This is a genomic window from Staphylococcus sp. GDX7P312P (assembly GCF_008385775.1).
Lineage (GTDB): Bacteria > Bacillota > Bacilli > Staphylococcales > Staphylococcaceae > Staphylococcus > Staphylococcus haemolyticus.
Map to the genome: position 1 here is coordinate 1 of NZ_VUKI01000032.1, position 15,160 is coordinate 15,160.

Consider the following 15,160-nt stretch of genomic DNA (forward strand, 5'->3'; position numbering starts at 1 on the left):
GTCCAATTTATTATAGAGCCACAATTAGTTAATCACTTGCATTGTTTAATAATTAAAAAAACCTGCCACAGTCTCAACTCTGTGACAGGTAATACATAAGCGTGAACTCTATTATTGTTTTAAATAGGTTAAATTATTAGACTTATTTGTCTAAATTGTAGAATGATTTGATACCATCAAATTTAGCAGTTTCAAATAATTCATCTTCAATACGTAATAATTGATTGTATTTAGCAATACGGTCAGTTCTTGATAATGAACCAGTTTTAATTTGACCAGCATTAGTAGCTACTGCGATATCAGAGATTGTAGTATCTTCTGTTTCACCTGAACGGTGAGAAACTACTGCAGTGTATCCAGCTTTTTGAGCCATTTCGATTGCTTCGAAAGTTTCTGTTAAAGTACCAATTTGGTTAACTTTGATTAAGATTGAGTTACCAATACCTTGTTCAATACCTCTAGAAAGGATTTCAGTGTTAGTTACGAATAAATCGTCTCCTACTAATTGAACTTTATCACCAATACGATCAGTTAATTGTTTCCAACCGTCCCAGTCATTTTCATCCATACCATCTTCGATAGTGATGATTGGGTATTTACCAATTAATTCTTCTAAGTAGTCAACTTGTTCAGCTGCGCTACGTTTCGCACCATGTTCACCTTCGAATTTAGTGTAATCATAAACACCATTTTCGTAGAATTCAGATGATGCACAGTCGAATCCTAAGAATACATCTTCGCCAGGTTTGTAACCTGCTTTTTCGATAGCTTTAATGATTGTTTCTACAGCATCTTCAGTACCTTCAAATTTAGGAGCGAAACCACCTTCGTCACCTACTGCTGTTTCTAAACCACGTTCACTTAAGATTGATTTTAAGTTATGGAAGATTTCAGCACCCCAACGTAATGCTTCTTTGAATGATTCTGCACCTGTTGGTAAGATCATGAATTCTTGGAATGCGATTGGTGCGTCTGAGTGAGAACCACCATTAACGATGTTCATCATAGGAACTGGTAATTGTTTACCGTTGAATCCACCTAAATATTTGTATAAAGGTTGACCTAATAAGTCTGCTGCTGCACGTGCAACTGCGATAGATACACCTAAAATAGCGTTTGCACCTAATTTACCTTTGTTAGGTGTACCGTCTAATTGAATCATCATTTTATCAATAGATACTTGATCTAATACTGAAAATTCACCTTCAACGATTTCTGGTGCAATAATTTCGTTAACATTTTCAACAGCTTTAGTAACACCTTTACCGCTATAACGTGATTTATCTCCATCACGTAATTCAACTGCTTCGTGTTCACCTGTAGAAGCACCTGATGGCACTAATGCACGACCGAAAGCACCGCTTTCAGTTAATACTTCAACTTCAACTGTTGGGTTACCACGTGAGTCTAAGACTTCGCGAGCATAAACATCTGTAATAATTGGCATGTGAAAAATCTCCTTTAATTTAGATTCTAAAGCTATTATAGCTTGATTTAATCTTTAAATAAAATATTTATATCAGATAAGGACTGAATCCCTAAAGTTTCAAATATTGTATTAGGGATTACAATATTCTTACCATTTATAACTGGACTAATTTTTAATGTTTAATAAGTGATTCACCAGTCATGTCTGATGGTTGATCTACATTTAATAAATCTAATAGTGTTGGTGCTAAATCTCCTAGACGACCAGTTTCACGTAATGTAACGCCATCTTTAGTTACAATAACAGGAACCGGATTAGTCGTATGAGTAGTCATTGGTTGATCATCATCTGTTAATACTTGGTCAGAGTTACCATGGTCAGCTGTAATAATTGCATAACCATTCATGTCTAAGATTTTATCAACAACTTCACCTAAGCATTCATCCACTGCTTCAATTGCTTTGATAGTTGGTTCTAACATACCACTATGTCCAACCATATCAGGGTTAGCAAAGTTTAAGATAATTAAATCTAAATCACCTTTATCTAACTCTTCTAATAACGCATCTTTAACTTCATACGCACTCATTTCTGGTTTTAAATCGTAAGTCGCTACTTTTGGTGAATCGATTAAACGACGACGCTCACCTTCAAATTCTTCATTACGTCCACCACTCATGAAGTACGTTACGTGTGGATATTTTTCAGTTTCAGCAATACGTAATTGTTTTAAGTTATTATTTTGAGCAACTTCACCAATTGTATTTGTTAAATCCACTTTCTCGAAGACAACTTCAGCATCTATATTGTCATTATATTTAGTAAATGTTGCGTAGAATAAATCTTTAACTTGTTCTACTTTAAAGCCATCAAATGCTTTATTAGTAAATACTTCTGACAACTGAGCTGCTCTATCAGGGCGGAAGTTGAAGAAGATAACTGCATCTCCATCATTGATACCATTATTTTGACCTTCAACAATAAATGGCTCAACAAATTCATCTGTTAAATCATTAGCGTAGTTAGCTTCAACGCCTTCTTTTGCTGAAGCATAAGTAGGCCCTTCAAAGTTACGGATAGCATTATATGCTTTTTGTTCACGATCCCAACGTTTATCACGGTCCATAGCGTAATAACGGCCAGAAATAGATGCGAACTCACCTACACCTAATGATTTAAATTTAGCTTCTGTGTCTTCAATATATTTTAGTGCTGATTTTTGGTCTACGTCACGACCGTCTAAGAATGCATGTACATAAACTTTATCTAAACCTTTTTGTTTAGCAAGTTCTAACAATGCAAATAAATGTTGGTAATGACTGTGTACACCACCATCAGATAGTAATCCAAAGACATGTAATGCAGAATCATGCTCATTAACATGTTGCACGGCGTTATTTAACACATCATTCTCAAAGAAATCGCCATCTGCGATTGATTTATTGATACGTGTCAAACTTTGGTAAACAATACGTCCTGCACCAATGTTCATATGACCAACTTCTGAGTTACCCATTTGGCCTTCTGGAAGACCTACGTCTAAACCACTTGCTTCAATTTGTGTAGTTGGGTATTTGCTGTAATAGCGGTCAAAATTTGGTTTATGTGCTTGTTTTACAGCATTACCATGTTCACTTTCACGATTAGCGAAACCATCTAAAATGATTAAAGCTGTCGGTTGTTTAGCCATAATTATTTTGCACCTTCTAACAATTGTACGAAATCTTCAACTTTTAATGATGCGCCACCTACTAATGCACCATCAATGTCAGATTGAGCCATATATTCTTTAACGTTGTTAGGTTTAACACTACCACCGTATTGAATACGTGTTGAATCAGCAACATCTTGACTAGCCACTTTCGCTACTGTTTTACGCACGTGAGCACACATTTCATTAGCATCATCAGAAGTAGCTGATTTACCAGTACCGATTGCCCAAATTGGTTCGTATGCAATAACAACTTCTTTAAGTTGCTCTTCTGATAAACCTTCTAATGCTTTTTCAACTTGATTGCTAACGATTTCATTAGCTTTGCCATTTTCGCGTTCTTCATCAGTTTCACCAACACAAATAATTGGTGTCATGCCATGATTAAATACCGCATGTGCTTTTTTATTCACATCTTCATCTGTTTCATGGAATAATTCACGACGTTCTGAGTGTCCAATAACTACGTATTTAACACCTAAGTCAGCTAATGCCACTGGAGAAGTTTCTCCTGTGAATGCACCATTATCTTCAAAATAAGTGTTTTGAGCACCAATTTTTAATCCTTTTGCTTTGCCATCATTCACTAATGAAATTAATGCGTCTAATTGAATTGTTGGTGCACAAATTACTGATTCAACTTCTTTTTCATCAGGTAATGTTGGTAAATTATTAACGAAGTCTTTAGCTTCTTTAACTGTTTTGTTCATTTTCCAGTTACCAGCTATGATTGGTTTTCTCATTGATTACACTCCTATATATTTAAAATTGTAATTTTAGCATTAAATAATTTTTCAAGACGTAAAGTCTTATTCTTTATACATTTTCCCTTGAAAATGTTTAGAAAAACGTACACCTTTTATAAGGTGATTATTTATCATTAATTGCTTTAATTCCTGGTAATTCAATACCTTCAAGGTATTCTAATGATGCACCGCCACCAGTAGAAATGTGTGTGAAGTCATCTTCAAAACCTAAAGAAATTGCAGCAGCTGCTGAGTCACCACCACCGATAATTGTAGTAGCGTCTTTTAAGTTAGCAATGGCTTTACATACACCGATTGTACCTTGAGCAAAGTTACTAAATTCAAATACACCCATAGGTCCATTCCATACTACTGTATGTGCACCTTCTAATTCTTTAGAGAATAATTCAACAGTTTTAGGGCCAACGTCCATTGCTTCTTGATCAGAAGGGATGTTATCAATTGATACTTCAGTAATTTCAGCGTCATTTGAGAATTCTTTCGCAACTTTCGCATCTACTGGTAACACAATTTGATCTCCGTTACTTTCAAGTAATTCTTTAGCAAAGTCGATTTTGTCTTCTTCTAGTAAAGATAGACCAATTTCTTTGCCTTGTGCTTTTAAGAAAGTATACGCCATTCCACCACCAATAAGAATTTTATCAGCGATATTTACTAAGTTTTTAATAACACCAATTTTGTCAGATACTTTTGCGCCACCTAAAATTGCAACTACTGGTTTATGTGGGTCGTTAACAACACCACCGATGAATTTAATTTCTTTTTCCATTAAATAACCAGCCGCTGTTTCTAAATGAGTTGAAATACCAACGTTAGATGCATGTTCACGGTGAGCTGTACCGAAAGCATCATTTACAAATACATCGCCTAGTGATGCCCAATATTTACCTAATTCAGGATCATTTTTAGATTCTTTTTTACCATCTAAATCTTCGAAACGTGTATTTTCAACTAATAATACATCGCCTTCACTTAAGTTTTTGATAGCTGATTCTAATTTTTCACCACGTGTTTCAGGTACGAAAGTAACTTCTTTACCTAATTTTTCAGATAAAGCATCAGCAACAGGTTTTAATGTAAGACCTTCTTTATCACTTTCTTGTTTAACTTTTCCTAAGTGAGAAAATAGTACTAATTTACCACCTTGTTCGATGATATATTTAATTGTTGGTAAAGCCTGAACAATACGGTTATCATTTGTGATCTTACCGTCTTTTAAAGGTACATTGAAATCAGCACGTTCTAAAACAACTTTCCCTTTTAAATCTAAATCAGAAACAATTTTCTTTGCCATTATAATTTCCTCCTCTAAATAGGAATTACTAATATAAAAATAAGCGGAGAAGCGTTAGTGCTCCCCGCTTACTCATAAGCTAACTTATTTCAATAATTTGTACAAGTGTACTGTGAATAGTACATCCATACTGAGCACAAGTTTATTTAACTATGCTTCTAAATTATTTAGATAATTCTGCTAAATATTCTAAAGTACGAACTAATTGAGCAGTGTAAGACATTTCGTTGTCATACCAAGCTGCAACTTTAACTAATTGACGGTCACCAACAGACATTACACGAGTTTGAGTAGCATCGAATAATGAACCGTAAGTCATGCCAACTACGTCAGAAGAAACGATTTCGTCTTCAGTGTAACCGAATGATTCGTTTGAAGCGTTTTTCATTGCTTTGTTAACGTCTTCAACAGTAACGTCTTTTTCTAATACAACTGTCACTTCAGTTAATGAACCTGTAGCAACTGGTACACGTTGAGCACCACCGTCTAATTTACCATCGATTTCAGGAATAACTTTACCGATTGCTTTTGCAGCACCTGTTGAGTTAGGTACGATGTTTTGAGCTGCTGCACGTGCACGACGTTTGTCACCTTTTTTATGTGGACCGTCTTGAGTCATTTGGTCACCAGTGTATGCGTGAATAGTTGTCATTAAACCTTCAACTAAACCAAATTCATCACTTAATACTTTAGCAACTGGTGCTAATGAGTTAGTAGTACATGATGCACCTGAAACAACTGTTTCTGAACCATCTAAGTCATTGTGGTTAGTGTTGAATACGATTGTTTTTACATCACCTTTAGCTGGTGCAGAGATTAATACTTTTTTAGCACCTGCATTGATGTGTGCTTCTGCTTTTTCTTTATCTGTATAGAAACCAGTACATTCTAATACTACGTCGATATCTAAATCGCCCCAAGGTAATTTGCTTGCATCTGGTTCTTCGTATGATTTAACTTCTTTACCATTTACGCGGAAACCACCATCAACAACTTCAACTTCTCCTGTGAAACGACCTTGCATAGTGTCATATTTTAATAAATGAGCTAACATTTCGTCGTCTGTTAAGTCGTTTACTGCAACTACTTCAATACCTTCTACGTCTTGAATTCTTCTAAATGCTAAACGACCAATTCTACCAAAACCATTAATTGCTACTTTTACTGCCATTATAATGGCCTCCTTTAAAATGATATTTAAAAAGCTTTAAACTTTTTATTACTAATTTAATATTACCTTTGCTGCTGCTTCATCAGTAATTAAAACTGTATTTTTAGGTGCAATACTTAAGTAAGCTTTAATTGCTTCACCTTTAGATTGTCCACCTGCAACAGCGAATATAAAATCTTTGGTTTCTAAATCTTCAAGTTGTAGTCCTATTGTCTTTACTTTATAGACTACATTTCCTTGAGCGTCAAAATAGTAACCGAAAGCTTCTGCGACGGCTTGATGATGTTGAAGGCTTTCAATCACCTGTTCTGACGATTGTCTACGATACGCCATCTTCAGCGCATCACCAATACCGTGAATTGTTATATTTGCTTGTTTAATTTTATCTAATGTATGAACCACAGAGGGTTCCATCAGAAGTGTATTATACGTTGATTCACTTACATTATCTGGTACATAAAGTGTTGTATAATAACCACCTGTTTGTTGCGCCATGCTCGCTGAAATCGTGTTAGCTTGATAAATAACATTCTCACCAAGACCACCACGAGCTGGTACGAAAAATACATTAAATGGTAGAAGATGCATGGCTCGGCTTACATTTGCCATTGTTGAACCACCTGTTACTGAAACAATAGCGTCTTCATATAAGATACTTTCCAATAATTGGCCAGCTTGTCTTCCCATTTCAGATTTAACATTCTCTTGAGCATCTGCATCACCAGGTATAACGTGAACTTCTTTAATACCAAAAGTTGACTTAATTTGATCAGCTAATTGATTATCATCAGTATAAATATTGAAATATTCGTTAAGCTGATTCAAAACTGACTTGCCTTCTTCAGTGATTTCCATTCCAGTCGATTTGACTTGAATTAAATCTTGCTTTTTCAACATATCAGTTTCAGATCTTAAGACACGTTCGGTAATATCCATGTGCTCACTTAAACTTCTTCTACCTACTGGTTGATTATTTGAGATAGTAGTTAAGATAGAAAAGCGTCGATACATTTTATCAATTAAATCAGGTATCAGCTTCTGTTGAATTTTAATCAAGTCCTTCACTACTACCTTCCTCCTTTATATATAAAAGGTAACCAATAGCATAAACCTGGTTTGACTTATTGCGTCCCGCGTGGGACAAAATCTAACCTCTTTACACTTGCAATAGTACTATTGTGTTGTTGAAAATGCAAGAGAAAAACTCTAATATTTAAAATTATCTGTAAAATTCCCTAATTTAAGTAGTATTTCCCTTTTTATAAAGTGGCGCAAAGTTTAATTAAACCCTTATTTTATAGTATTACCCTTAAAGTTTAGAAATTATTCTTTTGCAAAATACTTTCTTGTTTAAACTATTTTAATTTACAATATAAGAAATTCATTTAAGGAGGATGAAGAAATGGCTCGAGAAAATGATAATAATGTAGAAGTCATTGACCCTGAAGATCGTAGATATAAAGATGATAACTATTTTAATGGTAATGATCATAATGAAAGTAACAACTATTCAATAAGATATCATTATGGTTGTGGTTGTCCATTTGGTTGCCTTTCTTCACTAATCATTTCTATTTTGCTTTCAATTATTTTTACCTTTTTACTCAATTGGATGTTTTAAAAAAGTAAAAAGTGAGACTTGAAACATGACTGTTTCAAAATCTCACTTTGATAACTACTAACTATATTATTCATTACTATTTGATGATTCTTGGCTTGACTGACTTTGACTAGACGTAGCACTTCGTTGTGAAGTTTGTCTTGAGGTTGATTGCTGCGTAGACGACTGAGTTGTTGATCGTTGTTGAGTCTGTGGTGATTGTTGGGTCTGTGGTGATTGTTGCGTTCTAGTTTGATTGCTTGTCTGGTTACTATTAGACTTATCCGTATTTGACTCACTAGAATTATTATCACTACTATTATTACTGTTACTTTCTTGAGTTGCTTGTTCTTTAGTGCGAGCTTCTTCTGTTGTAGCTTCTTCTTTAGTTGTTTTCTCTTGTGTTTTTTCTTCCTTAGTCTGTGCTTCTTTGGTTCTTTGTTTCTCTTCCGTTGATGGTTGTTGTTTAGTTCTTTGCTGAGTTGAAGGTGTTGCTTGTTGTGTCTGACGTTGTTGGGTTTGAGCTGTTTGCTGCGTAACATTCTCTTGAGTCACATTCGAACTATCTTCACTTGTTTTTTTATCTTTATCTGACTTATCCTTCTTGTCTTTATCTTCTTTGTCTTTTTTATCATTTTTATCTTTGTGCTCTTCAGTTGATTGATTGTTTAAGCGTTCACTTGAACGATTTGAATGATCTACAAATGCAAAAATCGCAAATGCTAATCCGCTTAATAATAATAAAACGATAATCGTACTAATAAGTTTCGAAATGCCACTCATTTTTTTCTTTTCCGGTTCACCAAAGTCATCTCTATTTCTATTGTTCTTAGACATAAGTTACCTCACTTTAATATATTAAAATTGTCTAGTCCCCTAAATGTAGCATATAATTTTACAGTAATTCGCACGGAAATGAAATAAAAAGGTTTAAGACATTAATTATAATGATACATAATCACTTATATATGATAACATCATAAGTAATTACAAACATCAATTATGCAAATTTAATTTTATTAAAATGTGAAAGTGTGAGTCATAATGAAAAAATTTGTTTCTGAAGATATATTTGAAGATGAAAATGTCCCTAAACATAATCTAAAATCTATGATGTTGAATAATGATGATTATGATGACAGTCATACATCTCAGTTTGACTTTATATTTTTATCAGTCATTTTCATTCCTCTAATCATATTATTCTTAATCTTTATTCATTAGTACTATAATAGATATACAAAGAGCCCACACGATTCTCGCATGGGCTTCTACTAAAGGGAGTCAAAATTGACCTTCGTTTATTTTGTGTAGTCTATGGGGTATACTCAATTTACTCAAAGATATTGAAATCTACTATAGCGAAGGTACAAATTAATTATAACTTAACTTTAGATAATTTAAATCCTGTTTACAGCTTAGTAAATGACATATTATTGACTAATCATTGTACATTTTTTGAACAAGAAAAGTTCAATGTTGATAATAGAAAGGCTATCTTAATACTATAAATTAATAGAGGTGTAAATATGAAGCAATTCTTAATAACTGGCGGAACTGGAATGGTAGGCAGTCAATTAGTAAATGAATTAAAGAATCGCGATGTACATATTACAATACTAACTCGTAGTGATAAGCAAAGTGATGATCCAAAGATTTCTTATGTTAATTGGTCAAAAGACGGTTGGATGTCCCAAGTTCCAGATATAGATGTTGTAATTAATTTGGCTGGTGCAACTTTAAATAAACGCTGGACACCATCATATAAACAATTGATTATGACTAGTCGTATTCAGTCAACTCAAGCACTTGTTGATTTATTTAGCGAACGAGAACATAAACCTGAAGTGCTTTTTAATGCTAGTGCAATGGGTTATTATCCACCTAGTTTATATCATACGTATACAGAGAAATATCAAACACATCCGTTTGATTTTCTATCTGAAGTGGTTTATCAGTGGGAACGTTTTGCTAAACGCTTTGAGTCATTTGGTACGCGAGTAGTACTTGGCAGATTCAGCATGATTTTATCTGATGATGGAGGCGCCCTACAGACGATGAAGCTTCCTTATAAATTCTTCGTAGGTGGTAAATTAGGATCTGGATTCCAATGGTATTCATGGATTCACATTAATGACTTAGTGCGCGCAATTCTATTCACAATCGATAATCCTAAAGCAAAAGGTCCATTCAATATGGCTGCACCAATTGCTGAACGCCAAAATTTATTTGGGTACACACTTGCGCGTGTCATGCATCGCCCTCATGAAACATGGGTGCCATCATTCCTAATGCGATTAGCACTTGGTGAAATGTCTACGGTTGTTTTAGATACGCAAAAGGTATTACCAAATAAACTGGATGCGCTCGGTTTTACGTTTAACTATCCTAACCTAAAAATTGCTTTCGAAGATTTAATAGATGCATAATAATTTAATTGGAGTTTTGAAAATGAATGACGAGAAATTAACTTATATTCTACTTATCATCGCAAGTCTATTTCTTATACTCAATGGTGTTTTCGCTTTCGAACATAATTTAGTAATTATTTTAATGTCCATATTCTTCATTTTAATAGGCATTATTTTACTTATTATATCTATTCGACTGTTCCTAAAACGTTCTTCAAACAATTAAAATAGTCATAAAAAAACGAGGCTGGGACAAAATAAAATGTCTCAGCCTACTTTATCATTTTGTCAGTAGCTGACTGATTTGAAAATGCGCTTGAATCAAGCTTTTTTCAAACCTAGTCATCCTTGCCGGGGTAGGACAACGGAATAAATTTTGAGAAAATATTATTTCTGTCCTACTCCCATTTGTATGCCATGGTTAAATTTGATTATTTATCTTCTGGTTGCATAACATTATCAATTAAACCATATTCTTTAGCTTCGTCAGCAGTTAAGAAGTTATCACGATCAGTATCTTTTTGAATTTTTTCAATACTTTGACCTGTACGTTCAGCTAAAATTTTATTTAATTTTTCACGTGTTTTTAAAATGTGGTTAGCAGCAATTTCGATTTCAGTTGCTTGTCCTTGTGCACCACCTAATGGTTGGTGAATCATAACTTCAGCGTTTGGTAATGCAAAGCGTTTACCTTTTGCGCCAGCTGCTAATAGGAATGAACCCATTGATGCAGCCATACCGATACAAATTGTTTGTACATCTGGTTTAATATGTTGAATCGTATCATAAATTGCAAATCCAGCCGTAACACTACCACCTGGAGAATTAATATATAGATAGATGTCTTTCTCAGAGTCTTGAGCTTGTAAGAATAATAATTGTGATACAATTGAATTTGCTACATTATCATCAATTGCAGAACCTAGCATAATAATACGGTCTTTCAATAAACGTGAATAAATATCGTATGCGCGTTCACCGCGATTTGTTGTTTCAATTACTGTAGGAATTAAATTCATTTATATTTCCTCCTTGTGATTAACTGTTAATTAGTATTTTACATCAAAAGTCAAAAATGGTCAAAATTTAAACTCATCGAGCACTAAGAAAAGTTGACCTTATTTTAATAGATTTTGTACACTATAAACATACATTCAGATTGTACTTTTAAAATAACAATTAGTACAGAAATTTGTCTTTATCATTTAATATCTCCTCGTAGTGTAACGGATAGCACGTAAGATTCCGGTTCTTAAGATAGAGGTTCGACTCCTCTCGAGGGGGCTAATAGCTTTAATTATGCACATTTTAATTTCAAGAATTGGAGTGGGACAGAATTCTTTTTAAATTCGTAGTCCCACTCCCAACTTGCTTTGCTTGTAGAATTTCTTAGTGAAATCCTCTTTGTTGGGGCCCCGCCCGCAAGGATGACTAGAACTGAGAAAAGCTTGATTAAAGCGCCTTCTTAGTTCAGTCAGCTACTGCGAATTTGCAAAATAGCATCATCATATTATTTATGTCCCAGGCTCGTTCTTTTTTATTTGTCTTTTAATAGAAAACCAAAGAAAACTAAATTTCAGGGGCTTTTCAAAGATCCAAGTCCCTAGTTCTAAAAAAAGAACTCGCCAATCCATGACGAGTTTATACTTATAATTCTATTTTTTCACCACTTCGAATTTTGTCTGCAAGTTCATTTAACTTTCTTAAACGGTGGTTGACTCCAGATTTAGATATCGGACCAGTCGATATCATTTCTCCTAGTTCTTTTAAAGAGATTTCTTGATGCTCAACTCGAAGTTTAGCAATCTCTCTTAAGCGATCAGGCAAATTATCTAATCCGATTTCCTGATCAATTAACTGGATACTTTCTACTTGTTTCATAGCGGCACTTACAGTCTTATTAAGGTTTGCAGTTTCACAATTTACTAAACGATTCACTGAATTTCTCATATCTCTAACAATTCGCACATCTTCAAACTTCAATAATGCTTGGTATCCACCTATTAAACTTAGAAAATCAGAAATTTTTTCAGCTTCTTTTAAATAAGCAATGCTTCCTTTTTTTCGTTCTAAATGTTTAGCATTTAATCCATAACTATTCATTAATTTAGTTAAACCTTCAGAATGATTCTCATATTGAGAAAATATTTCTAAATGATAGGATGATGTCTCTGGATTATTTACAGATCCTCCAGCTAAAAATGCGCCTCTTAAATAACTTCTACGCATTTCATCATCTTTAATCATGCTAGCATCAATATCGTGAACAAAAATACCATTCTTTAATATACCAAGTTCATCTAGAATTTCTTTAGCTCGCACTTTTGTACGACAAATATAAATATTATTTTTCTTTAATTTCATTTTTTTACGAACTAGAATTTCCACTTCTACATTAAATATGCGTTTAATTAATGAATAAATTCTTCTAGCGGTCGTAGCATTCTCTGTTTGAACATTAATTACGAATTGTTGATTAGATAGGCTAAGTGCACCGTTCATACGAATTAATGCGCTAAGCTCTGCTTTGGCATTGCTTTCATCAACATCAATGCGTGTTAATTCATTCTTCATATTTGATGCAAAACTCATCACATTTCCCCCTCTAATCAATTTTATATATACATGTAACTAACATCCTATATAGTTGCACTATATTACACGAATACATTAATAAACATACGCCCTATATCATACCATAGTTATACAGATGATTAGAAGTGTTATTTTTTAGGTCTAAATTGAATCGTACTTGTCATTTCAAGTGCTAAATCATAGATCAATCTTGCTAAAACTTTAGTATTGTGACGTACTAAATGATCATCTAATATTTCGACTAAATTAGATGACGTAATCATTCTAATATTATGATCTGTAATTTTATGTTCATCCATAACAACCGGTTTAGCATTACGCTCTTTATAACGTTCTAACACTTTATCATCGTATTTATCATTACTGCAGATGACATAATCAATAAAATCACTTCCAGCATGTTTATGTATCGCTTGAATATGGTCCATAACATCGTAATCTGATGTTTCTCCCGGTTGAGTCATAACATTAGATATGTATAATTTAGGTGCTTTAGAACGTAAAATAGCTTCTGACATACCTTTAACACATAAATTCGAAATAACACTTGTGTATAGTGAGCCAGGTCCGAGCACGATTAAATCTGCATCTTCTAATGCGTCAATTGCTTCTTCCATAGGCTCAACATTTTCAGGTTCTAAAAAAACACGATCAATACGTTTGTTTTTCTTTGGTATTTGAGATTCTCCTCGTACAATTTCTCCGTCTTCTAACATTGCGTTTAGCATAACATTAGTATTCGTTGAAGGAATCACTTTACCTTTAATATTTAAAATCTTACTTAATTCTTTAACTGCATGACCGAAGTCATTCTTTATATTTGTTAAGGCTGCTAGTAATAAATTACCTAGTGAGTGTCCTTCGATTTGATTTTCTTTAAATCGATATTGAAATAATTCTTCTATGACTGGTTCAGCATCGCTTAGTGCTGCGATAACATTTCTAATATCACCTGGAGCAGGTATATCCATCTCACTACGTATTTTACCAGTACTGCCACCATCATCAGCTACAGTAACGATGGCCGTTATATCAATGGGGTACTCTCTCAGCCCCCTCGCCAATACTGATAGGCCTGTTCCACCGCCTATGAGTACAATCTTTAATTGTTTCATTTTCTCACGCCACTTTCGATATGTGCATCTCTGTGATGAACATAGACATTATAATCAAATATTTCTGTTAATTCTTCACCAATGCGTTTAGCTAACGCAACAGAGCGATGTTGACCTCCTGTACAACCTATTGCAATTACTAATTGTGATTTACCCTCTTTTTTATAACCTGGTATCATAAATTTCAGTAAATCCATTAATTTTTCGAAAAATATTTCAGTTTCTTTCCACTTCATAACATAATGGTAAACTGGTTCATCTTCTCCTGTCATCGGTCTTAAGTCTTCAACATAATAAGGATTTGGGAGGAAACGAACATCAAATACTAAATCTGCGTCTTTTTGTATACCATGTTTAAAACCGAAACTTGATACATTGATACTAAAGGATTTAAAATTCTCATCTTCAAATTTTTCTTTCACTCTAGCTTTAAGTTCTTTCGTCGTCAATTGAGTTGTATCTACAATATAATTAGCGATTGTACGAATATTGCTAAGCAATTGCTTTTCTTCTAAGATTGAATCCATCAAAGACATTTGTCCATTTTCATTTAATGGGTGAGCTCGTCTAGATTCTTTGTATCTAGAAATTAGTTTTTCTGTTTCCGCTTCTAAAAACATGACATCTACAATTACATCGTTCCTACTTTTGATTGCATCAATTTCTTCTACTAATGATTTAAATAATTCTTTACCTCTTAAATCTATAGCAATAGCTACTTTTTGCAAAGAAGGATTACCTTGTTCCATTAATTCTACAAATTTAGGGAGTAAAATAGGTGGTAGATTATCAACACAGAAGTAACCAATATCTTCTAAACATTGTATAACCACTGATTTACCCGCACCGGATAGACCTGTTACTACTAATAGTTCACTTTTACTCATTTCATTTTCTTTATGGTTCGTCATTTTGACACCGCCTAGTTAATCTTTTTAATGTATACATACGTTTTAGAATATCGTTAATTTACTTTCATAATATCATATGAGCTACTTATCGTAACTATTATTGCGATATCTGAATCTAATTTTGAATTAAAGAAAAAAGGCTAGAATTCATGCTTT

The 15,160-nt window shown here is 33.7% G+C and carries 15 protein-coding genes and 1 tRNA gene; 5 read left to right on the forward strand and 11 right to left on the reverse strand.

Annotated features, from left to right (window positions below; all coding sequences use genetic code 11):
* Positions 1–142: 142 nt before the first annotated feature.
* From eno to F1592_RS09675, 6 genes are all read right to left on the reverse strand, one after another.
* Entirely contained in the window at positions 143–1,447 is a 1,305-nt protein-coding gene (eno, locus tag F1592_RS09650; protein ID WP_011276373.1) for a surface-displayed alpha-enolase, read from the reverse strand.
* Between the two features lie 154 nt (positions 1,448–1,601).
* On the reverse strand, positions 1,602–3,119 hold the full coding sequence (gene gpmI, locus F1592_RS09655; protein ID WP_037537261.1) for a 2,3-bisphosphoglycerate-independent phosphoglycerate mutase: 1,518 nt from the start codon (positions 3,117–3,119) through the stop codon (positions 1,602–1,604).
* A 2-nt stretch (positions 3,120–3,121) separates the two neighbouring features.
* Entirely contained in the window at positions 3,122–3,883 is a 762-nt protein-coding gene (tpiA, locus tag F1592_RS09660) for a triose-phosphate isomerase (protein WP_053017779.1), read from the reverse strand.
* A gap of 127 nt (positions 3,884–4,010) precedes the next feature.
* On the reverse strand, positions 4,011–5,201 hold the full coding sequence (locus F1592_RS09665; RefSeq protein WP_037537262.1) for a phosphoglycerate kinase: 1,191 nt from the start codon (positions 5,199–5,201) through the stop codon (positions 4,011–4,013).
* Positions 5,202–5,364: 163 nt separating this feature from the next.
* Positions 5,365–6,372 carry a type I glyceraldehyde-3-phosphate dehydrogenase gene (gene gap / locus F1592_RS09670; RefSeq protein WP_033079634.1) on the reverse strand — a complete coding sequence of 336 codons (1,008 nt, stop codon included), beginning with the start codon at positions 6,370–6,372 and terminating at the stop codon, positions 5,365–5,367.
* Between the two features lie 51 nt (positions 6,373–6,423).
* On the reverse strand, positions 6,424–7,437 hold the full coding sequence (locus tag F1592_RS09675; RefSeq protein ID WP_011276378.1) for a sugar-binding transcriptional regulator: 1,014 nt from the start codon (positions 7,435–7,437) through the stop codon (positions 6,424–6,426).
* A 337-nt stretch (positions 7,438–7,774) separates the two neighbouring features.
* On the opposite strand from F1592_RS09675, the gene F1592_RS09680 reads away from it, so the two are divergent.
* A complete protein-coding gene (locus tag F1592_RS09680) occupies positions 7,775–7,993 on the forward strand; it encodes a hypothetical protein (RefSeq protein ID WP_053017777.1) in 219 nt (72 codons plus the stop codon).
* Positions 7,994–8,059: 66 nt separating this feature from the next.
* On the opposite strand, the gene F1592_RS09685 is transcribed toward F1592_RS09680, so the two are convergent.
* Entirely contained in the window at positions 8,060–8,809 is a 750-nt protein-coding gene (locus F1592_RS09685) for a DUF4887 domain-containing protein (protein WP_037537263.1), read from the reverse strand.
* Between the two features lie 207 nt (positions 8,810–9,016).
* On the opposite strand from F1592_RS09685, the gene F1592_RS09690 reads away from it, so the two are divergent.
* The 3 genes from F1592_RS09690 to F1592_RS09700 all read left to right on the forward strand — a co-directional run bounded on the left by F1592_RS09690 (position 9,017) and on the right by F1592_RS09700 (position 10,609).
* Positions 9,017–9,196 (forward strand): hypothetical protein, encoded by a 180-nt coding sequence (locus F1592_RS09690; RefSeq protein WP_037537264.1) that lies wholly within the window; start codon positions 9,017–9,019, stop codon positions 9,194–9,196.
* Positions 9,197–9,501: 305 nt separating this feature from the next.
* Positions 9,502–10,401, forward strand: a complete 900-nt coding sequence (locus F1592_RS09695; RefSeq protein ID WP_053017776.1) for a TIGR01777 family oxidoreductase — start codon at positions 9,502–9,504, stop codon at positions 10,399–10,401.
* A 22-nt stretch (positions 10,402–10,423) separates the two neighbouring features.
* Positions 10,424–10,609, forward strand: a complete 186-nt coding sequence (locus F1592_RS09700) for a hypothetical protein (RefSeq protein ID WP_182477420.1) — start codon at positions 10,424–10,426, stop codon at positions 10,607–10,609.
* Positions 10,610–10,814: 205 nt separating this feature from the next.
* On the opposite strand, the gene clpP is transcribed toward F1592_RS09700, so the two are convergent.
* Complete coding sequence (clpP, locus tag F1592_RS09705) at positions 10,815–11,402, reverse strand: ATP-dependent Clp endopeptidase proteolytic subunit ClpP (RefSeq protein WP_011276385.1); 588 nt, start codon at positions 11,400–11,402, stop codon at positions 10,815–10,817.
* Positions 11,403–11,595: 193 nt separating this feature from the next.
* Here clpP and F1592_RS09710 point away from each other — a divergent pair.
* A tRNA-Arg gene (locus tag F1592_RS09710) sits at positions 11,596–11,667 on the forward strand.
* 363 nt (positions 11,668–12,030) lie between these two features.
* Here F1592_RS09710 and whiA read toward each other — a convergent pair.
* The 3 genes from whiA to rapZ form a co-directional block, all read right to left on the reverse strand.
* A complete protein-coding gene (whiA, locus tag F1592_RS09715) occupies positions 12,031–12,975 on the reverse strand; it encodes a DNA-binding protein WhiA (RefSeq protein ID WP_149809729.1) in 945 nt (314 codons plus the stop codon).
* A 131-nt stretch (positions 12,976–13,106) separates the two neighbouring features.
* Positions 13,107–14,093, reverse strand: a complete 987-nt coding sequence (locus tag F1592_RS09720; protein ID WP_053017774.1) for a gluconeogenesis factor YvcK family protein — start codon at positions 14,091–14,093, stop codon at positions 13,107–13,109.
* Positions 14,090–15,004 (reverse strand): RNase adapter RapZ, encoded by a 915-nt coding sequence (rapZ, locus tag F1592_RS09725; protein WP_011276388.1) that lies wholly within the window; start codon positions 15,002–15,004, stop codon positions 14,090–14,092. The genes F1592_RS09720 and rapZ overlap by 4 nt, the downstream gene beginning before the upstream one ends.
* Positions 15,005–15,160: the final 156 nt, after the last annotated feature.